The 22452-nt window shown below is 63.9% G+C and carries 8 protein-coding genes; all 8 read right to left on the bottom strand.

The annotated features are described in order from the left end of the window. Nucleotides 1–34: 34 nt before the first annotated feature. The 8 genes from U367_RS0129470 to gspK all read right to left on the bottom strand — a co-directional run bounded on the left by U367_RS0129470 (nucleotide 35) and on the right by gspK (nucleotide 22451). Nucleotides 35–12607: a filamentous hemagglutinin family protein gene (locus U367_RS0129470; RefSeq protein ID WP_028619772.1), complete on the bottom strand. Its 12573-nt coding sequence runs from the start codon at nucleotides 12605–12607 to the stop codon at nucleotides 35–37. Between the two features lie 184 nt (nucleotides 12608–12791). Next, the gene (locus U367_RS0129465; protein WP_028619771.1) at nucleotides 12792–13973 is read right to left on the bottom strand and encodes a substrate-binding domain-containing protein; all 1182 of its coding nucleotides are present in this window, start codon (nucleotides 13971–13973) and stop codon (nucleotides 12792–12794) included. 316 nt (nucleotides 13974–14289) lie between these two features. Next, nucleotides 14290–15501, bottom strand: coding sequence for a type II secretion system inner membrane protein GspF (gene gspF, locus U367_RS0129460; RefSeq protein WP_028619770.1), 1212 nt, complete (start codon nucleotides 15499–15501; stop codon nucleotides 14290–14292). After that, entirely contained in the window at nucleotides 15501–16919 is a 1419-nt protein-coding gene (gene gspE, locus U367_RS0129455; protein WP_028619769.1) for a type II secretion system ATPase GspE, read from the bottom strand. Before gspE ends, gspF begins: the two co-directional genes overlap by 1 nt. Nucleotides 16920–17721: 802 nt before the next feature. Next, a complete protein-coding gene (gene gspD / locus U367_RS0129445; RefSeq protein ID WP_028619768.1) occupies nucleotides 17722–20025 on the bottom strand; it encodes a type II secretion system secretin GspD in 2304 nt (767 codons plus the stop codon). Further along, nucleotides 20022–20534 carry a type II secretion system protein GspM gene (gene gspM, locus U367_RS0129440; RefSeq protein WP_028619767.1) on the bottom strand — a complete coding sequence of 171 codons (513 nt, stop codon included), beginning with the start codon at nucleotides 20532–20534 and terminating at the stop codon, nucleotides 20022–20024. Before gspM ends, gspD begins: the two co-directional genes overlap by 4 nt. After that, complete coding sequence (gspL, locus tag U367_RS0129435; RefSeq protein ID WP_028619766.1) at nucleotides 20527–21585, bottom strand: type II secretion system protein GspL; 1059 nt, start codon at nucleotides 21583–21585, stop codon at nucleotides 20527–20529. The genes gspM and gspL overlap by 8 nt, the downstream gene beginning before the upstream one ends. Next, on the bottom strand, nucleotides 21582–22451 hold the full coding sequence (gene gspK / locus U367_RS0129430) for a type II secretion system minor pseudopilin GspK (RefSeq protein WP_028619765.1): 870 nt from the start codon (nucleotides 22449–22451) through the stop codon (nucleotides 21582–21584). The genes gspL and gspK overlap by 4 nt, the downstream gene beginning before the upstream one ends. Nucleotide 22452 lies beyond the last annotated feature (1 nt).

The following is a 22452-nucleotide window of genomic DNA, read 5'->3' as shown; positions in this document are numbered from 1 at the left end:
GGCAAGCCCGCTCACCACAGGTCCTTCTGTAAATCTACAGGCTGATCTGCTTGCGCTCCTCATCCGTCAGCCGCGCCCGCGCCTGTTCACTCAGCGGCCCCGCGCCCAGTACCTGCACCGGGCTGTCGGGGTTGTAGCCGGAGGTTTTCTGCGCTGGCGCAGGTTCCTGTGGCAACGGCTCGCTGCCGAGGCTCAACACCTCAACCGTCATGATCGACGGCCGGCCCTGCTTGGACGCCGCCTGCTGGCTGCGCGCCGCGTCTTCCGCGGCCTGGGACGCCGCCGCCCCGGCCGCGCTGGCTGATGTCATGGCGTTGGTGTTGACCGCGGCAGACACCGGCACCCCGGACGACTTGCCCTGGCTCTGGATGTTCGCTGCGTTCACCACGCGCAAGGCGGCGATGTTGACGTTGCCCGACACACGAATGCCCGCCTCGCCCGCATCGATGGTGCCCAATGGCGCGATCAGGTCGATGTCTCCTGCCGGCACTTCCGGAATCGGGTTGAGCGTGGCGATCCCCGCACCGGTACTCGGCACCGACGGCGACAGGCCCACATTGCCCCAGTTGTCATAGACACGCTTGGGCGGCGTGTACACCACAGTGGTCTTGGAGCCGCGACCGGCGTTGATGTCACCCTCGCTGGTCCAGCCCATGATCGAACCACCGAAGGTGGTCATGATGCGGCTCTGGCCGAGCAGAATGCTGCCCATGGAATACAGCTGGATATCCCCCGCACCTTGAGTGATCACACCCGCCGTCGACGGTGGCGCCTCGCCTTCGATGCCGAAGGTCTGGCTGCCGCCTGGGGTGAGCATCTGGATCGAGCCACCGAAATTGGTGTGCACGCCCGAGCCGCCGAACAGTGTGATGTCGCCTTTGTAGGTAATCGGATTGCCGGCCACGTCCTTGTCGGGGAACAGCGCTGCAATGGCGGCGCGGCCACGCAGGTAGCTGCCCTGGCGCACGCTGCCGTCGGTGTTGTACTCGCGCCCTGCGGCCTTGAGTTCGGCAAAGTACAGGTTGCGGGCAAACACTCGTTGCTGCTCGGCGGGCAGCGCCGCGTAGTAGGCGCGTGCCTGCTCGGTATCGCCAACAAAACCGAAGCGCTCGGCGAGCCAGGTGACCAACTCGTTTTCGTACGTCTTGGCGACCTTATTGCCCTGAATCGACTCGCCAGGCTGCGCCAGGTTGGCGGGGTTCAGGTACGCCTCGACGAAGCGCAGGTAATCCGGCCCGTGGGGGCCGACGCCCGCCTGCATGACGATACTCGCCCCAGGACGGTTGTCCCCGGCCAACAGGGGCCCGAGGCTGGTCACGCTGGACTCGCCCAACGCCCCGGAACCGGTCAGGAGGATATTGCGCCCCGCCGACAGTTCCAGCAGGCCGGGGCCGGCGACCTGGAAGTTGCTGTACAGAATGTCGCGGCCGGCGGACACCACGGAGATGTCGTTGGGGGTGTTGTGAATGATCAGGTTGTCCTGGGGGAACATGGTTAAGCCAGCAGGCGAGCTCTGACCGAAGCGCCGACCGCTGCTGACGATATCCCGTCCCGCCATCATCCATACCGGCCCATTGCCCTCATACCAGGTCTGGCCTTCATGCAAGCTGCCCGCCGTTGTACCGAAGGTGATCACGCGGCCACTGCTGACACCGACCAGATCGCCGTCTCTCGCGTAAAAACGCGCGGGTTCAGCACTGCCACCGGGTGACAGCCCAGCCGTACCCGGCCCGAATACAAACAACGGCTGGCTGCCCGAGTTGCCGTTGGCCGACAGGTTACTGGCCTTCACCGCGTTGCCGATGCGGCCCTGGTACGCCGGATGCCAAGGGGTCGCCATGGTGCTCTGGGCTGTCCCGGATTGGCTGACGGTCATGCCACCGGCGTAGATCGAATCCTGGGCCAGGAACTGCAATTGGCCATTCTCGCCGGGCGCCAACAGCAGTGGGTAAGTGTAGTTGTCGTCGCCATTGGCCTGCGTCTCTGCCGCCTTACCGTAATACAGACTACCGCCGGCTGCCGTGGCCCTGACGATCGATGGATAGACCACCGCCAGGTCGGCCGTCGCGTCGGATCGACTGAAGGGCGTGAGGTTGCCGCCCAAGGAAAACAGGTCGATCGACGTGCCCTTGGTCCACAGTGTGAACCAACTGGTACCGGTGCCCTGTTCAGCCCCTTGAGCGAAGGGGGACAGGTGGGAGAGTACGACTCGCCCAGGGTCTTCGACGTTCTGCACCACCAGGTCACCCAGGGTCTGCAGATTGAACGTCGCATCACCCGGCACCAGGGTCATTCCACCGCGAGCAGCGCCGCGGGTCGCGACCAGTGGATCATAGGCACGGGTTTCGCCGGGGCTCTGGAACCTGGCGATACTGCCATACATCATGTCGACACTGCCCACGGTGGCGCTGCGAAATTGCACGTCACCTCGCAAGTTGACCAGTACACCATCACGATGGTCAGCGGTGCCGGCAACGCTGGCCGGGTTCAGTGCCCCTCCGATGCGCACGCGCAGGTCACCGCCACCGGTCAGCTGCAAACTGCCATCGCTGGCGACCCGGCCCGTACTACCCACAGCCAACACCAGGCCCTGACTATGCGGGTTCGCCTCGACATGGCTGGCGCTGTAGCCCAGCGTGTTCAACACGCCGGCATCGCCGCCGACGTTGACATCCACGTTGCCGCCGCCAAGGGCACCGAAACCGGTGAAACCGAGCATCTTGTCCGCTGCCGTCGTTGCGGTGTAGCTGCCGAAATTGATCCACCAGGCCGTCGGCTGGGCTTGCCCGCCCGTCCCTACGTCGCTGCTGCCCTGGCGCCACAGCCAATTGCCGACGGCAGCGGAGTCCACCCCTGCATCCTTGGGGTTGGGTCGCGCGGGGCTCAACGCGGTGAGGCTGGTGATATGACCGGCCAGGTCCCCTCCGACATTCAGCGTCAGGTTGCCCCCTGCCTCCGGGTACCAGGCCCGATACAGGCTGGTAGGCGAGCCATTGACAAACTTTTCAAAGAAGCTGCCGGGGTCGCTCAGCACCGTTTTACTGGACGGGTCAGTGCCTGTCGGCGTCGCCTTAGGCAGGTTGTAAGGGTCGCCGGCAAAGGTACCGGTCGACGAGGTGCCGGCCGTGTAGACGCCGTACAACGAATCCATGCTCAGGTTGCCCGCACTCAACAATTCCAGGTCGCCGGTGCCGGTGCGGATGACGCTGAATCGCGTGCTGGAAGGTGTGGCGGCGTATTCCTTGTCCGCCTTCAGCAGGCAGAACTCAGGCGCGCTGCCACACACCTCAGCCACAGTCGGGTAATCAATGCTCTGGAAAAACGCATCGGTCATCTCGGTATTGACGACCACAGTGACGCCTTGACTTGCCAACTGATCAACAGCGTATTGGGTGAATACATAGGTGACCTTGGGCTTGCAGTACTCCGGCGTTGCGGCACAGAAGTCCTCGATTGAACCCAGCCCGAAGCCATCGAGTACCGCCTGATCAATCGGGTCGCCTTCCTTGACGACCACACCGGCAAAGCCCATATCAATGACTGCCTGGGCGGTCCAGGTTTGTACGCCTTTGGCAGGTATTTCCTTGGCAAACATGCCGTAGTGGTTATCCGCCAAGTGAATGTCACCACTGCGCGGGTGGGCTTGCAGGATACGGCTGTCAGCCGCCTCGGTATCGGCGCCCGCTACCAGGCGCAACGACCACGATTGAGTGCCTTCGGCCAGCATCGGCGAGATCGCCCACACCTGGCCGGCGCCGCCGGAAACCCCGACGCGCAGTTGCACCGACGTCGCCCCGTTGGGCAGCTTCACATCGGTGCCGGCGGGGATTAGCCCGCCTTTAGGCAAGGCCTTGGTGCCGCTGAGCAGTACGATGTTATTGCTCAGCGTTGCGCCGTGCACCGTGGGCAGCGGCACGCCTTTGGGCCAGATCATGGCTTGCAGGCGGGTGCCCTCGGTCAACAGCGTGCCGGCGCCCAGTTGCGTGCCCGCCACCAGGGTTTGCGCCTGGCTGAGCAAGGTGCCAGCGGCGAACAGCAGGTTGCCGCCAGCATCGCGCACATCCGCCGACAACACGCTACCGGCGGGCACCACCAGGTCCTGAGCCAATGTCGCGGCCACCGGCAAGCGCGTGCCGGCCGCCACGGTCAACCCTTTGATCGGCAGGTCGTAGTTAAGCGTGGCGCCGGCTGGGAAGGCGGTGCCATCGGCGAGGGTCACGCCATTGCCCGGCACCACGATATTTCCGCCACTGAAATCGACACCCGGCAACAGCACCCAGCCTTTGTCATCCTCGGACACCGGCGGCTTGGCGAAACCGTCGTTGATGCTGCCGTAGATATTCAGGTCGCCGCCGGCACGCAGGGTCAGGCTGCCGGACTCGCCGCTGCCATACACCGCGTTGTTCTTCTGGCTGGTGGGGTTGAGGCTGGCGTAGCGATAGCCGGACAGGTCCAGATCGCCTTGCACCACCAGGTCGCCGTCCGGGGTCTTGCTGACGATTTCCACGCCTGGGCGCAGGTGGAAGGCATCGGCATACGTGGCGTTGTTCAACCCGGCGAGTTTGTTTTGCAACAGATCGTTATTGAGCAGCGCGGCATTGATAAAAGCCTCGCTCAAGGCGTGCTTGCCATCCAGGTAGCCTTGGGTGATTTCCTGATACGGCCTGCCGCTGGCGGTCGGGTCGGTTTTCTCCGGGGCATCGTCGTAGGTGGCCATGCCGTTGAGGGTAATCGAGCGCGCGCCCTGAATAGTCAGGCGCCCGCTGGCGTCGATATTGATGTCATTGCTGCTGCCGTCCGGGTTGAACAACCGTGGCGCGTTCAGCTCCAGGGTGCCGCGATTGCGCCCATCGTTGCCGGTCGCGCCGTCGGTGCCGTGGCGCAGGTCGATGCGCACGCCATCGGCCAGGGTCAGTTGGCCGGTGCCGGAGCCCAATACCACCATGGCGCGGTTCGGCGCGTCGATGATCTTGCCGTAGCTGTCCACGCGCAGCTTGCTGCCATGGGCGTCGAGTACCGCCGTGCTGTCCAGGGTCAGGCCATTTTTGCCGGCCAGGTTGATGCTGCCGACCCGCTCGCCGCTGGCGTCCACCAGGCCATTGACGCGCAGGCTGCCGTTGTCCACCGACACGCTGATGGTGCCGGCCTTGAGCCCGTTGCCGATGGTCAGGTCACCCTGCTTGAGCTGGAAGCTGCGCGCGCCGAACACTTCGCCCTGGTTGAGGCGCTGGTTGAGCTCGGCGAACTGTTGGTCGAGGGCGCCGCTGCTGCCCAGGCGTTGCGCCTGGATTTCCACGGTGCCGGCCTGGTATGGCATTGAAGTGCCGCCGGCCAGGTAGTGGCCGCTGCTGCTGCCGAGGATTTTGCCTTGCAGGTCGACGATGCCACCGGCCGCGTCCGTTGCCACGGCACGCAGTTTGCCGGCCTGGTTGTTCTTCGCGGACAGGTCGATGGTCGACCCCGCCGCCTGCAGGATATTGCCGCTGCGGCTGTCCAACAGCACATCGCCGCCCCAACCGTATTGGGTCACGTCGTTGAAGGGAATGGCGCGACCGGCCACGTCGATCAACGCGTCATCGGTCAACACCACATCGCCACGCGCGCTGAGGCTGACTTTGCCGCTAGGCAACACCACCGCGCTGGCCAGCCGAATGCTGTCGCCGTGCAGGGACAGTTCGGCCCCCTGGCCACTGGCCGCACCACGCGGGCCGGCGGACGCGCCGATGTCGATCGCACCGCCCGCCTTGATCACGTTCACCGAGCCAGCTTCACCGGTCATCAACGGCGTGCGGATAGTCAGGTTGCCGCCGCTGTACTGAAAGCCGCTGACCGGGTCGTAGGCGCCCTGGCTCTGGTACACCGACAGGCTGCCCTTATGGTTGGCCGTGATGCGCTCGCTGGCGTTCAGATTGACGTTGGCAAAGCCCAGGGCCAGGCGGTCGAAGCTTTTCACGTTGCTCGGCTGGCCAAAGGCGCCATAACCGAACTCGATCCGCTCGGCGTTGACATCCAGGCGCCCGCTGCCGGTGCCCGCACCACCCTCTACCACCGCGCCCGGAGGCGTGATCGCGCCCAGCCAGATCAGGTTGGCGGTGTGGATCGTCGCCACGTCGTTGGCACCACCGGCACCGTACAGGGCCGGGGTGGACAGCATCAGGTTGCTCAGCAGCGATTTGCCGGTGAGCGGGTCATAAGTGTCGAGTACCGCATTGCCGTAGAAGTTGAACCCGTCGCGGGCCGAGAGCTGCAGGGTTTCCAAGGCAGGTGCGCCGAACTGCGTATCGCCACGCAGCAATCGATCAAGCAGCGCCTGGCTGAGCGTCAGCCCGGCCGGCAAGCGATTCGTCGCCGCCGCTGCGGCCAGGGCGTCGGCGCTGCCCAGGTTGATGGTGCTCACGCCCAGGTTCAGGTGACGGGTGCCGTAACGCACCTGGTCGCCGAGTTGAAAGGTGCTGTCGGTCAGGGCCACGATGCTGCCGTTGGCGTACAGCCCGGTCTGGCCACTGCACGCACCGCTGCTGCAGGCACCGATGTTGATCCCCTGGCTGATCACACTGCCCACCTTGGGCGCACTGATCACGTTGAGCAGGCCATTGGACACCGCCAGCATGTTGGCCACCTGGTAGATATAGCCGTCGCGGGCATCGTAGCTGGCATTACCGCGCCCCAGGGTATTGATCGAAGCACCCTGCTCCACGACGATGGAGCCGGTATCACTCACCAGGAACACTTCCGGCGCGGCAAGGGTTGCGCCATTACGCAAGATCACATTGCTTTGGGCGCGGTTGACCCCGCCCGCCAGGTAAATGAAGTTCCCGGACTGGCCGTACTCCACAGCCGTCATCCCACCCACCATCAGCCGCGAAGCACCCAATGCATTCAGGCTATCGGCGTTGAAGGTGATGCCGGCGAACCCGGCTGTCGCCGCCTGTCCTGCGCCAACCACTTCGATCCCTTGCTGACTGCGGTCGATGACTGCCACCGTGCCGCCATACCCACCCGATGCCGCGCCAAAGCGCCCGATACCCTGGAACGAGAAGGCCTCGGCGCCGTCTCCCGGACGCAGGGCCAGTTTCAAGGTTTTCGCGTCGGCCTCCAGCATCGGCCGTGGCACGCCCAACCTGGCCGCATCGGCCCTGGCGAATTGGGCGTAACTGGTTTCGTTGTATTGGGAATAGCGCCGCAGGGTATCGGCAGAGGTCAGGATCAATTGGCTGGCCACGCTGTTGCTGATCCCGGTATGGGCAATCGACAGGTGCCCGGCAGTGGCCCACGAACCGTTGCGCATCAAGGTGGTCGCGGTGCCGCTGCCCAGCCCGGCCAGGCCGTTGATTTCGACGCGGAAGGCGCCTGGCATCAACGCGTAGGTCGACGGCATCAGCGTGTACGTGCCCGCCGGCAACCCCGGCACACCGGCGCCGATGGTGATCTGCTGACCAACCAATGGCGTCACGGCCCCGCCCTCTCCTGCGACCGGCGCGGCGTCCGGCTGTATCCCCGGCACAATGGCATAGATCGGGTTGGTGGACAGTCCCGGCAGCACGAACCCGCCATTGGCGCCAAATTGCACCAGCGGGCTGTAGCGCGCATCCGTAGAACCACCGCGCCCGGAAACAAAGCCGGCGCCCAACAGATCGCCTCCACCGGACAAGTCCAGGGTGGCGTCCGGCAACACGCTGATCGACTTGCCACCCAGCACGACACCGACATTCAGGTCAACTTCACGGGAGGGCAGCCCTCCCTGACCGATAAATTTTACCGTTTTACCGTTGTACTTGTAGACCTGGCCGTCCAGCGTTCCGCCATAAGGCAGCATCAACCCCTTGCCACTCACCGAGGTCAGGCTGCCGGGCAGCAGTTGCACCACGCTGCTGCCCATGCTGCCGATGTCGATCAACCCCAAGGGCGCGCGTACCACGCCCCCTTGGCGCACGGTGGCCGCGCCCAGTTGCAGGCGGCCGAACGCCGAATACGGGATAGGCGCATCGGCACTGCCCACGCGGCCGATGGTCAGCGTACGCAAGGGGTCAAAGTCCAAGTCAAGGGAGGTGGTGGTCGACTGCCCAAGATAACCGGCGATGACGCGGGCACTGACTTCAGTGGCCGGGTACAGCTGCGCGGCGCGCAAGGTCATATCGCCCTGCGTCAGCAACTGCGTGCTGACACCGGTAATGATGTCGTTCTCGGCTGCTCCGGCGAGAAAACGCAGGTCGCCCTGGCTGGTCAGGTTGACCTGATCGAACCCGCGACGCTCAAGGCTGGCCTGGCTGTTATCTGCCCGGAACAGGCTGCTACGGTTACCGAAGATGACATTGCCACGCACGTCGATCAGGCTGCCGGAGGCATTGAATTGCGCCTCGGTTGCCCGCTGGGACGGGGCCGGCAGCACCGGAATCGGTCGCACATAGAGGTCCTTGCCCGTCTCTTCAGGCGCGAGGAACCCCGCCAGCAGCAAATACGGTGCCGAAAGATTGATGCGCGAGTTGCCCGCTGCGGTTTCGCTGAGGCCGTAACCACGGCTGTACAGGCGCAGGCTCTGGCCCATGTTCAAGGTCACGTCGCCATCAACGCTCAACAGGCCGTTGCTCATCAGCGCCAGGTTATCGAAACCGCCCGCGCTGACTTGATCCACACCCAACCGACCATGCCCGGACTCCAGACTGGCGGCCGCATCTTCCGCGGTGCCGGCCAGCGCCGTCGGCTGATACACCTGACCCAACACCAGCTCACGCACCTTGAGGACGCGGTCAGTGACGGACGCCTTCTGGTAATACGGGGTGTCCAACGCCACATTGAGACTGCCGCCCGCCGCCCCGGCGCCACCGGCCCTGGCGACAAAACTGCCATCCAGGTACAGGCCATTATTCGACGCCAGCGTAATACTGCCGCCATTGCTGGCCGCTTGCACGGCGCCCTGCCCCGCCACGTTTATCAGGGCTTGGGTGCCGGACGCCTCCAGGCGTGCGCCGTTACGCACCACCACGAACAAGTCACTGGCCTTGGCCAGGCCGGTGTTGAGGTCGAACGTGCCGCCAATGTTGATGCTGCCGCCGTCACGCACCAGGCCATAGGTGCGCCCACGGTTGTCCACCGCCGTCGCCGCCCGAGCCGCGACGTCGATCACCGCCTGCTCGCCGACCCAGATCGAGCGGCCATGGCCGATGGCATTCACGGCTTCAGAAGCACCCGTCGTCAAGCCGCCCAGGCTGACACTGCCGCCCCAGGCGTTGAGCGTGCCGTCCAGCGTCAATTGGCCGACGCTGCGCAAGTTGATCGCCTGGCCGGGGTCCACATTGATGACCGCGCCTTGGCCCACAGTGAGCGCCGTGGTCGCCAGTTGCGCGGCGGTGGAATTGACATCGCCGGCGGTAAGGCTCAAGCCGGCGCCACGGCGTTGGGTCAGCACACCTTTGGTGGCGTCTTCCTGATACAGCGGCGGCGTCCAGCGTTCCAGCGCGGTGGCTGGATCGCTACCTGTTGGCATACCCGAGGCTTGAGCACCTAATCGGTAGACCGGCAGGCTGACATCGACCTGAGTACCGTCCGTGACGATCAGCCCTTCATTACCGGTGATGTCGTAGGCCGAGAAGCCCTTATTGAAGAAATCACCCGCCAGTTTCAGGGTGTCGCTGCCCAGCGCGTTGGCGCTTTCGCCGATCTGTACCTTATGCGCCTGCAACGCCAGGGTGCCGCCGCCGTTGACGCCGTAGCCGCGAATATCACCCTCCAGGGCCAGCTCACCGAGTGCGCCCAGGGTCACATTGCCGCCCTTGCCGCCAGTGAGTTTGCCATCCACGCCGAGGGTGGCACCGGAAGACGCATCCACCACACTGCCGGCGGCCAGGTTCACGTTGCTGGAACTGCGCAACGACACCTTGCCACCGTTCACGTACGCCACACCCGCGTTGGCAGCCGGATCCAGCGCCAGGTTGTTCCAGCGGCCACTGGTGTCCAGCTTGACGCCAGCAGCGACGTTCACACTCGAACCACCGGCCAGGATCGTATCCGCCACCGCACCGGCCTTGAGCGGATCGACCTGGCTGAGAATGTTGCCGGCGTTGATACTGCCGCCGTGGGCCGTGAGGTTGGCATTGATCTGCACACCCGGCCCGAACAAGGTGATGTCGCCACCGTCCGCCACACTGAGCGCGCCATTGACGGTCACCTGCTGCTTGGCAGCGACCTTGACCGCGCCCAGCTGATAGCCATTGAGCTGATCGCTGTCGAGCAGGATCTTGCCCTGGCGATCGAGTGGCAGCACGGTGTTGAGGTCCAGGCCGTCGGCGATTTTCTGGGTATTGCTGTCGATCAGCACCTGGTCGGAGGTACCACTGAGGGCGTAGCGCAGCGTGCCGGTGGTTTTGTTGTAGATCGGAATGTATTGGCCAATGATCAGTTGCGCACGCTGGGCCCTGGCTTTCTGGGATTGCTGGTAGCCGTCGAGATTGATGTTGGGTGCCTGGGTCTGGCGGTCACCCTGGAACACATCACTGATCAACTGGCCTTCCAGCACCGCGCTGGACGTGCCGACGACCAGCTTGCCGGCATCGCGGCCCACGGTGTAACCGGCTTCGTAACGACGCTGGGGAGCGATCAGCGGGTTGTAGTAATACTCGGTCTGGCCCCAGCGCGCGCTGTTGTCTTCATAGCCCTTGTAGAAACCGGAGTAGAGAATGTCCCCTGGCGCTTTCGACAGCTCATACAAACGGCCATTCGGGCCCTTGAGCCAGGTCTGCTGGATGTAACCGGCCTGCACATCCACCGTGCCGCCCGACAGGTTGATCTGCGCGCCCTGTTGGGTCACCACCTCCTTGCCGGTAAAGGTCAAGGTGCCGCCCTGGGCCATCCACTCGCCCACCGAGTGGCCCTGGGTGCCGAGGTAACCGCCCACTTCCAGCAAGCCCCCGGCGGTGTACCAGCGATCGGTGGCGTAGCCGTTGGTGCCGGCCGGTACAAACACCAGCTCGCGCAGGTCGACCCACACGTCATTGTTGATCAGTTGCCCGCCGTCGCGGTTGACCGGCGCATCGCGCTGCTCGTTGCCCTGCACGTTGATCTTGATGTTGTTGGCTTCCATCGCCACCTTGACGCCGATGGCACCCGACACGTCGATCATCGCACCATCACGCACCAGGCTGCGCTGGCCGGCGCTGACCGCTACCTGGCCGCCGGTAGCCAACGTGATCGAACCTTTTTGGAAGTCCACGGTGCCGCCGCTGACAATCTCGATGCGCGACTGATCGGTGCGGTCAACCACGGCGCTCAGGTTGTTGAACTGCCCGGTGATCAGGTTGGCAGGCGTGCCGTCGAGCTTGATCAGGCCGTTGTCTTTCTGGCTGTTAAGCGCCGTGCTGCCGCTGGCGTCGAGCAGGATCGCGGTGGTGCTGCCCTCGCCCAGGGTCACGCTGCCGTTGGTGTCGCTGGCGGCGTTGAGCAAGTGAATCGTGCCGCGTGTATCCACCGAGGTGCTGGCCAGGGCCACGCCATTTTGCTGCACCTGGGGACCGGTCAGGGTGATGTCGCCAGTGGAGGCCATGATCAGGCCGCTGTTGGTGACTTTACCGGCGGTGCTGCCAGCCTTGAGGCTGGTCGCCACCTCATTGCCACGAGTAGTGGAACGGTCGTTGCCCGCTGTGCCGGCCCCTTTGCGAATGTAAAAGCTGTCGCCGGCCGCCAGGGTGGTCTGGCCCTTGGCAGTGATGATGGTCCCGGCGTTTTCCACCTCGCTGCCCAGCAGCAAGGCATAGCCGCCTGAGTCCGTGGAAGTGGCGGCAGTGCGTGTCTGGATCAGCGCGCCGCGCTGTACTTCCACCTTGCCCGCCGCGTCGGTGAACGTGGGTTGGGTGCCATTGGTGTCGACATACAAGCCGCGCTGGGTGAACTGGTCATCCGTGATAGTCGCGGCCGCCGCCACCAGGTTACGCACGTTGACCTGGCTGGTGCCGCTGAAGACCACACCGTTACGGTTCATGATCATCACCGTGCCGGCGCCGTTGATCTGGCCCTGAATTTCGCTGGGGCGCGCATTGGGGTCATTGACGCGATTGAGCACGGCCCAGTTGGACTGCTGCTGGAAGTCGACAGTGGTATTGCGCCCGACGTTGAAGGTTTCCCAGTTGAGGATCGCCTTGTCGGCGGTCTGCTCGATGGTCACCGTGGTCTTGCCGCCAGATTGGCTCTGGGTGGGGCCCTTGGCGTTGGTCCAGCCCTGGCTCAGGCTGTTATCGACCTGCAGGCCGCCCTTGCCCAAGCCATCGGGGATGTTCGAGACCTGGCCGAACGCCGCCTGACGCCCCGCCGCTTGCGCCGCCTGCTGGGCCGCAATCGCCGCGACACTGGTGTTCAACGTGCTGATGGAACGCGCCAACTGCTGCTTGACCTGTGCCTGCTGGTTCAGCGAAGGAATCCCCGGGACCTGGCCGGCACCGGTGCGCGCTGCCGTGCTCGCCTGGGACGCGCCCTTGTCGGCAAACCAGCCGGAACTGAACGCCGTGGCCGCTTGGGCATTACCGGCCACCACCAACAAGGCAATGGCCTGGGCCAAAGGCTTGAGGCGCAGGACTGTCACTGGGGCTTTGAGGTTAACCGGTGATTTGCAGCGAACCATCTGGAATCTTCCTTCTTTGTTATCGCGCTGGGGCCAAGACAGGCTCACGTATGAGGGTTAGGCGGTTGGCGAGGCGCGGGACTGAACTTCTGTCACGCAAAGTTCATGCAGGGCTGTTAACGCAAAAAAATCAGCAACGGCACAGGCCGTTGCTGATCGGTGTTGCAGGTCGTTGAAGCGAGGGTTACAGCGGACGACCAATGGCGTTGCAGACGCTGGTGTTGCCGATGCCTTGAGCGTTGGAAGCGGTGGCGAAGGTGTCACGCACGGCTTTTTTCCAGTTGGCTGGCAGCGGTACGAAGCGGTTGTTGCTGATGGCGGTGTCGTTGTTACCGAAAGCACCGTAGTGACGGGCGAAGAAGCCGCGCACTTGGGTGGTCTGGGTAGCGTCGGCGTAGCACTGGCTGAAGATCAGGTTAGTGAAGCCCAGGATCGGGTAGCCGCTGGATGGGTAAGCGAAGGTGGCTGGACCGCTTGCAGTGGCGGCAAATACCGGCACCCAGTTGTCCGGGTTGGTCGCGTCGATGAACGAGCCGTCCGCACGGGCTTCGGTTGGCGCTGGAACCAGGCCGATCGCAGCCGATACGTTGGCAGGTGCTGGGGAAACACCGCCAACCTTGGCCACTTTGGTGGCGTCATCCAGACCGGCCAGGGTGGGCGCAGCGTAATCCGGGCTCATGTAGGTGATACGGCCTTCAACGGCGTTCAGTGCATCCATCACGCCCTGGCTGCCAGTGGCGGCTACAGCCGTCGATGGCAGACCACCGCCGTAGCTCGAGGAGAAGGTGGTAGTCACTGCGAAAGGCTTGGCTTCGGTGCATTTGGCATTCAGAAAGCGCGTGAACAGCTCAGTGGTGCCGCTGGACTCGCTGCGGTACACCAGGGCGATCGTGCCAGTGCGGCCGGAGTTGGTGATCTGGTTCCAGTTGGTCAAACGACCGGAGAACACGCCGCACAGTTGGTCAACGCTCAGGTCAACCGCGTTGGTGCCGGCCTTGTTGAACGGAATGGCAACCGAAGTGGCTACCGAAGGCACTTGGATCAGTTTGCCCCAGGCCGGTTGCTTGGCAGAAGCATAGGTCGACAGCTCGGTAGCGGTCAGCTTCGAGTCGCTGCCAGCCCAATGCACGTTCTTGTTAGTCACGCCAGCCACGAACTTGGTGTAATCGTTGGTCAGGAATGCAGCCTTGCCGTTGCCGCTGCCCACGCCGATGTACGGAGCGAAGCCAGTGGTGAGTACACCAGCGGTTTGATACAGCGGCTGTGGCAGGGTTGCGCCGCCGCCGTTGATGTCAGCCATTGCAGCCTGGGCCGAGCACAGTGCGGCGAGGGTCACGGATACCGCGAGAACGTTGCGCTTAAACATGAAGAATCTCCTTTCGTCGTGTTTGTACGTTTGGGGTAGAGGGCTCTTGCATGACGCCATGGCTTCTGCCCCAAGCCCTTTTGCGGGGGTGGCCAGGGGTTAAAACCATGGGAGAGAAAGTCGCAGTTTCCGATGACGGTTATGGGAAAAAACCTCGGGAGGAACACCTTGATTTCTAAAAAGATTCTCGGGTGTTTTGGTCACGGTTTTGAGCGGTTTCGGCGCAGGTGACAGCGAGGTTTCAGCAGCCATGGCTGGAGGCCGCACAGGGTGTGAAAATATGACGCAATAAGGAACCCGAGGTCGGTCGGGTGAGCTAGGTGACCAGTTGATTTATTTCAATGATCGGCAACAGCACCGCCATGACAATCACCAGCACCACCGCGCCCATCACCACGATCATCAGCGGCTCCAGCAACGCGGTCATGCCCATGGCGCGGCGTTCGATATCCCGCGATAAAGTCTGCGCCGCACGCTCTAGCATCGGTGGCAGCGAGCCGGTTTTTTCGCCACTGGCGATCAGGTGGATCAACACCGGCGGGAACACCTTCTCCACCGCCAACGCTGGGGCCAGGTTGACGCCCTCGCGCACCTTGGCGGTGGCGTCATTGACGCACTGGCTCAGGCGATCATTGGACAGGGTCTGCCGCGCCGCTTCCAGGGCGCGCAACAGCGGCACCCCGGCACCGCCGAGAATCGCCAGGGTCGAGGCAAACCGCGCGGTGTTCAGGCCCAGCACAAAACGCCCGATCAGCGGCAGGCGCAACACCCGGCTATGCCAACTCAAACGCGCCACCGGGTTGCGCAAATACAGGCGCCAGCTCCAGAAACCGCCGACGATCCCGGCAAAACACAGCCAGCCCCAGGCGCGGATAAAGTCACTGGCGTTGAGCATCGCCAACGTCAGCCCCGGCAGATCCTGGCGCGCCTGGGAAAACGCACTGACTACCTGCGGCACCACGTAGCTCAGCAGGAAAATCACAATACCAATGGACACCAGCCCCACCACGCCGGGGTAGATAAACGCAGTAAGAATCTTGCCACGCAGGTTGTTGCGTTCCTCGATGTAGTCGGCCAGGCGCTCCATCACCTGGGCCAGGTCGCCGGACTCCTCCCCCGCCGCGATCAACGCGCGATAAATCGACGGAAAATCCCGTGGCCGCGCCGCCAACGCATCCGCCAGGCGCATGCCGCCGCGTACGTCGGCGCGCACAGCGGCCAGGGTCTGGGCAATGTGTTTTTTCTCGGCCTGCTCCACCGTGGCACTCAAGGCCGCTTCCAACGGTAGGCTGGCGCCCAACAGGCTCGCCAGTTGCCGCGTGGCCCAGGCCAGGTCGTTGTCCGACAGTTTGGCGGTGAACAGGCTGCTGCCCGCCGCTGTTTGCTGATTGCCTTCGATCTGCACCAGCAGTGCGGTCAAGCCCCGGCTGCGCAGGCTGGCAAATGCCGCGCTCTGGCTATCGGCCTCCACATGCCCGGCCTCGACTTTGCCGCTGGCATCGGCGGCTTCATAGCGATAGCGATTCATCAGGCGTCCCGTGTCACACGCAGGATTTCTTCAGGCGCAGTGGCGCCGCTGCGCACCCAGCGCTCGCCGTCTTCACGCATGCTGAACATCCCGGCACGGCGCGCGGCCAGGCGCAGGTCCTGCTCGTTGGCGCCCTGATGGATCAAACTGCGTACATCGTCATCGACGCAAAACAACTCATGGATACCCGTACGACCGCTGTAGCCGATCTGATTACACTGCGCACACCCGACCGGGCGCCACGTGCCAGGCGCAGCCGGGTCCTCCTGCTTGCAGTGCGGGCACAGGCGGCGCACCAGACGCTGGGCCAACACGCCGAGTAACGACGAGGCCAGCAGGAACGGTTCGACGCCCATATCGATCAGGCGGTTGACCGCCGACACTGCATCGTTGGTGTGCAAGGTTGCCAGCACCAGGTGACCGGTGAGCGAGGCCTGTACGGCGATTTGTGCGGTCTCCAGGTCACGGATTTCACCGATCATGATGATGTCCGGGTCCTGGCGCAGGATCGCCCGCAGCGCCAGGCCGAAGGTCATGTCGATCTTGGCGTTGACCTGGATCTGGCTGATGCCCGGCAGGTCGTATTCCACCGGGTCTTCTACGGTGAGGATATTGCTGGTACTCGCGTCCAGCCGCGCCAAGGCCGCATACAGGCTGGTGGTCTTGCCGCTGCCGGTGGGGCCGGTGACCAGCACGATGCCGTGGGGTTGGCGGATCAGCGTATCCAGGCGTGCCAGCAATTGCGGCTCCATGCCCAGGGTCTCCAACTGCAAGCGCCCGGCTTGTTTGTCTAGCAGGCGCATGACGACTCTTTCGCCATGGCCGGTGGGTACCGTGGACACGCGAATGTCGATGGGCCGCCCGGCTACGCGCAGGGCGATACGGCCATCCTGGGGCAGGCGTTTTTCGGCGATATCGAGTTGGGCCATGATTTTGATCCGCGAGACCAGCGCGCCGTGCAACGCTTTGCGGGGTGAAACCACGTCACGCAGGGTGCCGTCGACGCGGTAGCGCACGACGGAGTGGGTTTCGTAGGGTTCGATATGGATGTCGCTGGCTTCGTCGCGGGCGGCTTGGGTCAGCAAGGCGTTGATCATGCGGATTACCGGGGCGCCGTCCTGGGTGTCGAGCAGGTCGGTGACTTCGGGCATGTCTTGCATGAGGCGGTCGAGGTCGACTTCGTTTTCGGCGGCGCCCACTACAGCGGCGGCGCTGCCGGTGTCGGCGTAGGCGCTGGTGAGCAGGCCGTCGAGTTCGTCGTCGCGGACCTGTTCGAGGTGGGTTTGGCCGAATTGGCGGTGGACTTCGCTGATGGACCAGCCGGGGGTTGAGGGGCACACGGTTAGTAGCATGCCCTCGGCGCTGGGGCGCAGGAGGATGCGTTGGGATTTGGCCCAGGCGTACGGGAGTAGGCTCATTGGGTTGGACCTGTTTTTAGGTGTACATATCCGTTTTTTGGGTAACGGCGACTATTGGTTCCGCCCTTACGGCGGCTCACTTTTGAAAAGCGCAAAAGTAAGCAAAACGCTCTTGCCCCAACACTCGGCACCTCGCCTAGGCTCGGTGTGCCCGTAATCCGACAGTGATTTGGGGGGCCGCCGCCACGCGCCATCCATGGCGCGGGGCGGCTAAACCGGCATCCCTGCCGGTTTACCCCCCAAATCCCTGCCGAATTCCGGCCAGCGTGTTTGACGGGGCGCCTAAGGTCAAAATCAAAAGCAAGAGCACAGCGGCCTGACAGCCGGCTTGAGTGGTGTGAAGCAAAGGCAAGGGCAAACGCGGTCGTGTAGGAGCCGGCTTGCCGGCGATGGTCCTTAACGGTGACGCGGGAACATCTGGATGATCGCGGCGTTCTCGCGTTTTTCGCCGGCAAGCCGGCTCCTACAGAAGACGAAAATCGTATCCACGATGCGAAGCGAGCCGCTTTTGCTCTTGCTTTTGCTTTTGACCTTAGGCGCCCCGTAAAACCACGCTGGCCGAACGCAGGCTTGAATCCGTGGGTAACCCGGCAGGACGCCGGGTTAGCCGCACTGGGCCATGGATGGCCCATTGCGGCGGCCCACGGATTCAAGCCGGAGTGAGGGCACACCGAGCCTAGGCGAGGTGCCGAGTGGTGGGGCGAAGGCCTTTTGGTTACTTTTGGGCCTTTCCAAAAGTGACCCGCTGTAAGAGCTGAACCATAAGTAGCCGTTACCGCAGCAACGGATATGTACCCGGCGCTCACTGCGGCACCGCCCTGATCACCGCCCGAGGCCCCTGCTGCTGCCCCCCAGGAATCGCCTTCTCCACCGAAGGCAACTGCGGCGCCTGCACATCCGGCATCGCCCAACTATGCTCCGGCTGCAACCCCCCTTGCGCCCGCCGCATAAACTCATACCGATTCAACGTAATACTGCGCCCCGCCCCACTGTCCCGAATAATGTAAGGCCGCAAAAACACCATCAGATTGGTCTTGTTCACACTGCGCTTTTCATTCCTGAACAACGCCCCCAACCCTGGAATATCCGACAACCAAGGCACCGCATCATTACTCTGGCTATACCCATCCTGCAGCAACCCGCCGAGCACCATGATCTGCCCGTCATCCAGCAAAATACTGGTATCGATCGCCCGCTTGTTGGTCACCGTCCCTGCCTCCACCGACGCCCGCGTATCCACCGTACTGACCTCCTGGTAGATATCCAGCTTCACCGTACCGCCCTCGGAAATCTGTGGCCGCACATTCAGCTTCAACCCCACCTCCTCACGCTGCACCGTCTGGAACGGGTTGTTGCTGGTGCCCCCGCCGCCAGTCACATAACTGCCGGTGACAAACGGAATCGTCTGCCCCACAAAAATGCTCGCCGCTTCGTTGTCCAGCGTCAGCAGGTTCGGCGTCGACAACACGTTGGTGCCACCCTTGCTCTTCAACGCACGCGCCAACACCTTGAGGTCGAGCACCTTGCCGATACCGGGAATATCCACCGTACCGTTGACCAAGCCCACGTTCAGCCCCTTGGGCAACACGTCGATACTGGTGGGGCTACCCGGCTTGCCATTTACGCCGCTGCCGCCGAGATTCACGCCACCAAACCCACCCTTGCCACCGAGATTGCCGGCCTGCCACTGCACGCCAAACTCAGTGGCATCGTCTTCGCCAACTTCCACGATCAAGCTTTCGATCACCACCTGGGCGCGGCGCTGGTCGAGCATGTCGATGACTTCACGCAGGTTGCGGTACAGCGGGTCCGGTGCAGAGATCAGCAAGGTGTTGGTAGTGGCGTCGGCCTGGATGGTCACACCCCCGGCGCTGAACGCGGTGTCCTGGTCTTTGGAGGTACCACTGGCAGTGTCGGTTGAACCCGTGGATTGACCGTAACCGGATTGCACACCACTGCCGGTGGGTGTGCCGCTGCTGTTTTGCGCGTTGCCCGCGCCTTGGCTGTTCTTGCCATTGCCGCCCATGGCGCTGAGCTTGCCACGCGCGTCGTCGCTGACGCCGGAATCGCTTTCGCCGGTCAATAACCCGCGCAGCGATTGCGCCAATTTGCCCGCCTGGGCGTTGCGCAGGTACACCACGTGCATGTTGCTGGGGTTGCTCTGGGCGTTGTCGAGTTTGTAGATCAGGTTGCGCGCCAGCTCGGTGCGCTCCGGGCTGCCGGAGCGGATGATGATCGAGTTGGAGCGCGGGTCGCCGATCACGTTGATCCTCTGGGTCTGGTCGGCGCCCTGGGTTTCCAGCAGTTCGGAGACCATGGCGGCGATGTCCACGGCGATGCCGTTCTGCACCATCACCACGTCGGTGTCGATAGCGCTGGGCGTGTCGATGCCGTTGATGATCTGCGCCACCCGCGCCAGGTTTTCCGCGTAGTCGGTGATGACGATGCTGTTGTTGCCGGGGTAGGCGTTGATCGGGTTGTTCGGCGACACGATGGGCCGCAGCACCGGGATCAGGTTCACCGCGTTCTCATATTGCAGACGGAAGGTGCGGGTCTGCATGCCGCTGCTGCCGGCGCTGTAGATCGGCCCACCGAGCAATTTGGCATCGGCTTCGGGCACCACCTGGGCCACGCCGCCGACGTCAACCACGCTGAAGCCCTGCATGCGCAGCGCCGCCAGCAGCATGTCGTAGGCCTGATGCGCCGGCACCTGGCCTTCGCTGACCAGGGTGAGGTTGCCCTTCACACGCGGGTCCACCAGGAATTGCTGGCCGGTGGCGCGGGACAGTGCGCGTACCACCGCCTGGATATCGGCGTCGACGAAGTTGAGCTGGACGGGCTGGTCACCCAACGGGTTGCGTGCCTTGACCACCGCCGGGGCATGGCCGCGTGCGCTGTTGGTGACCCGGTGTTGTACGGGAGCTTTGGGGACGGGTTCGCGCAGACGATCTTGCAGGGTCTCGCCGTTGCTACGCGTCTCGGCAAGTGGTTGGCCGAGCTCGCTGTCCACCAGCAACGGCTTGGGCGCCTGCTGGCTGCTGCACGCACTCAGGGCCAGCACCAGCAGCGGCGCGACCAGACGAAACGGGGGAACTGACCACTTCATGAAGCTTCCTTAGCGCCAAGCGCCTGATCCATGCGAACGGTCCCGGACACAGTGCCGGCCGAGTTGTCGACGGTGTCGAGGGTGCGCTGCAATCGCGCCTCGGACACCTCCAGGGAAAACGAACGGGTATTGCCCAGCAACCAACCCACCACGGCATCGGCCGGCGCGTTGTCGAAGGTCAGCCGCCAACCCGTGGGTTCCAGCGCCTGCAACTGGTAATGGCCTTGCAGACCCGCGCCATCCAAGGTCTGGCGCAGGGTGGCTTCGTCACCCTGACGGGGCGCGGCGACATCCTGCAACAGCACCTGCAAGGCTGCGGCCTGGGCGCGCAGCTTGGGGGTTTCGGCCTGCCAGTAATCGATCTTCTTCAGCGCGGGCTGCACCAGCACCAGCCAGGTCAGCAAGCTCGCCAGCACCAGCCCGGCACCACCGAGCAAGCGTTTTTCGCGCAGGGCCAGGCCGTTCCAGAACACCTGGGCCTGGCTGCGCACTCGCTGTACTTTATTCATCGCCGGCTCCTGGCTTCTCTGCGGCCTGGGCCGGGGCAATCGTCCAGGCATGCTCATCGCGGCTGGCGGTAAACCCGGCCTGGGCCAGCGCCGCCTGCCATTCACCCTCGGCGGCCGGGTTACGACTGTCGGCGAGCAATGCCACATGCAGACGCCCCTGCTCAAAGCTCAAGTTGTCGACGCTGCCGACCATGAATGGCAGGTTGCTGCCGGCCAGTTGCAGCAGGCTGGTAAAGCGTTGGCCGGGGTCGGCGGCCGCACCGGTCTGGCGGGCGGCCAATTGCTGTCGGGCTTGCTGCAGGGGGTTGAGCACCACTGGCAACTCAGGAAACGCTTGACGCACCTGTTGGCTCATCAAGGCTTTAAGGCGTTGGCCGTCCTCTACCTGACGTGCGGCGTACAGGTTGAGGCCGAAGGTCCAAATGGCGGTGGCGAGCGCGACACAGGCCAGCGCCCGGCCCCATCCAACAGTCGAAGGCTGGATGAGACCGCCGTGCAAGCCCCAAGTGGGTACAGGCCCACTCCAACGCTGCGCCGCGTCTACCAGTTGCACATCCAGCGCCTGCAAGCCGAGTGGGTGCACCGCGCCTTGTTGCAGGCTGTCACGTGTCAACAGATAGCCGTCATCCAACGCAGCAGCACCCACCGGCAAGGCATAAGGCGCCGGGTACAGACCGCGTAGTTTGATTGGCAATTGCGCGAGCCGCGCCAACCCGGCCTTGGGCACCCACGCGACGTGCACGCGCCCGTCGTTTTCGCGCGGGCCGTGGGCCACCTGCATCTGTTCGACCGGGCCGAGGATCAGCGCCTGCGCCGCGCAGGCCACCGCCGCCGCCGTTTTCGCGGCGGGTAGCGGTGGCAGCTCCAGGCTGGTGAGCAGGCTGTCGCGCGGGTGCAGGAAACAGTCGATTGCCTGGCGGGATGTAGCCAATTGCGTCAGGCTTTCGTACCCCTCTTCAATGACTGCGCCACGCTCCAACCAGGCAAATCTGACCCTGCTGTCAGCGGTCAATTGATCCAGGGGCGGCAAGCCGATGCGCAGGCGTTTCATACGCCCACCCGCGACCAGATGACCCGCGGCTGACGGTCTTCCGGGCGATGCAACAACGCGTCGATCGTCACCCGCCGCTGCTCGCGCCGGGCCTGACCCTGCACGCGAAACCATTCACTGGTGATGCCCACCTGGACTGTGTCCACCGCCACTTGGGGCAGCCGCAGGCGATTGACAAAATCCCCACGGTTGATGAACCACTGCCCACTGTCGCGCTCGGCCACCAGCCCGTGGGCCTGGGACAGGCTGAGCTGCGGAACCACCGCGCTGAGCACTTCGGCGCTGGCGGTGTTGCCGTTGATCCAGGTCTGGCCGGGCAACACGCTGATGTAGGCCTGCATGCGCTGCAACATGACGGGGTTGAGGCCTTCAATTCCACTCAGGTCATCCAGGCTGCGTAGCATCGGGTATTTGGCGGGCGGTTCATAAGAGGCAATCACCCGCTGGCTTATGCGCCGACTCACGGCCGGATCGACGCCGATCAGCCGGCACAGCCGCTCGAAACTCTGTAACTGTTCGGCATCCACCTGCTGGCGATTGACCAGGTTGCGCAGGTTGAACTTGCCCTGCTCGTCCTCGATCCGGCCCTCAAAGTCGCCCCTTTGAGGGCGGGCCCAAAGCTGGTCGAGGCGGGTCAGCACGTCCTTCTGGCGTGCGTCCCAGAGCATCTGTCGGCTGCGCTCAAGGCCACCCTGCAACAACCACTGGCCCTGGATGCGCAGCTGCTCGGCTTCCAGGCCGCGGGTGAACACGGTCTGGCGCGTGAGCATGGCGCCGGCCAACACCGCGACCACCGCAGCGATCAGCAAGGCGCTGATAATCGCCATGCCGCGCTGCTTCGCCGCTGGGGGCGAATACCGTTTCATA

It is taken from the genome of Pseudomonas canadensis (assembly GCF_000503215.1).
Lineage (GTDB): Bacteria > Pseudomonadota > Gammaproteobacteria > Pseudomonadales > Pseudomonadaceae > Aquipseudomonas > Aquipseudomonas canadensis.
The sequence above is the reverse complement of the archived record's forward strand: the minus strand, read 5'-3'. Positions and strand labels throughout refer to the sequence as shown.

Bases quoted from the DNA above. Each gene is read 5' to 3' on its own strand.
- U367_RS0129470 (WP_028619772.1), bottom strand. From the start codon at position 12,607: ATGGTTCGCTGCAAATCACCGGTTAACCTCAAAGCCCCAGTGACAGTC.
- U367_RS0129465 (WP_028619771.1), bottom strand. From the start codon at position 13,973: ATGTTTAAGCGCAACGTTCTCGCGGTATCCGTGACCCTCGCCGCACTG.
- gspF (WP_028619770.1), bottom strand. From the start codon at position 15,501: ATGAATCGCTATCGCTATGAAGCCGCCGATGCCAGCGGCAAAGTCGAG.
- gspE (WP_028619769.1), bottom strand. From the start codon at position 16,919: ATGAGCCTACTCCCGTACGCCTGGGCCAAATCCCAACGCATCCTCCTG.
- gspD (WP_028619768.1), bottom strand. From the start codon at position 20,025: ATGAAGTGGTCAGTTCCCCCGTTTCGTCTGGTCGCGCCGCTGCTGGTG.
- gspM (WP_028619767.1), bottom strand. From the start codon at position 20,534: ATGAATAAAGTACAGCGAGTGCGCAGCCAGGCCCAGGTGTTCTGGAAC.
- gspL (WP_028619766.1), bottom strand. From the start codon at position 21,585: ATGAAACGCCTGCGCATCGGCTTGCCGCCCCTGGATCAATTGACCGCT.
- gspK (WP_028619765.1), bottom strand. From the start codon at position 22,451: ATGAAACGGTATTCGCCCCCAGCGGCGAAGCAGCGCGGCATGGCGATT.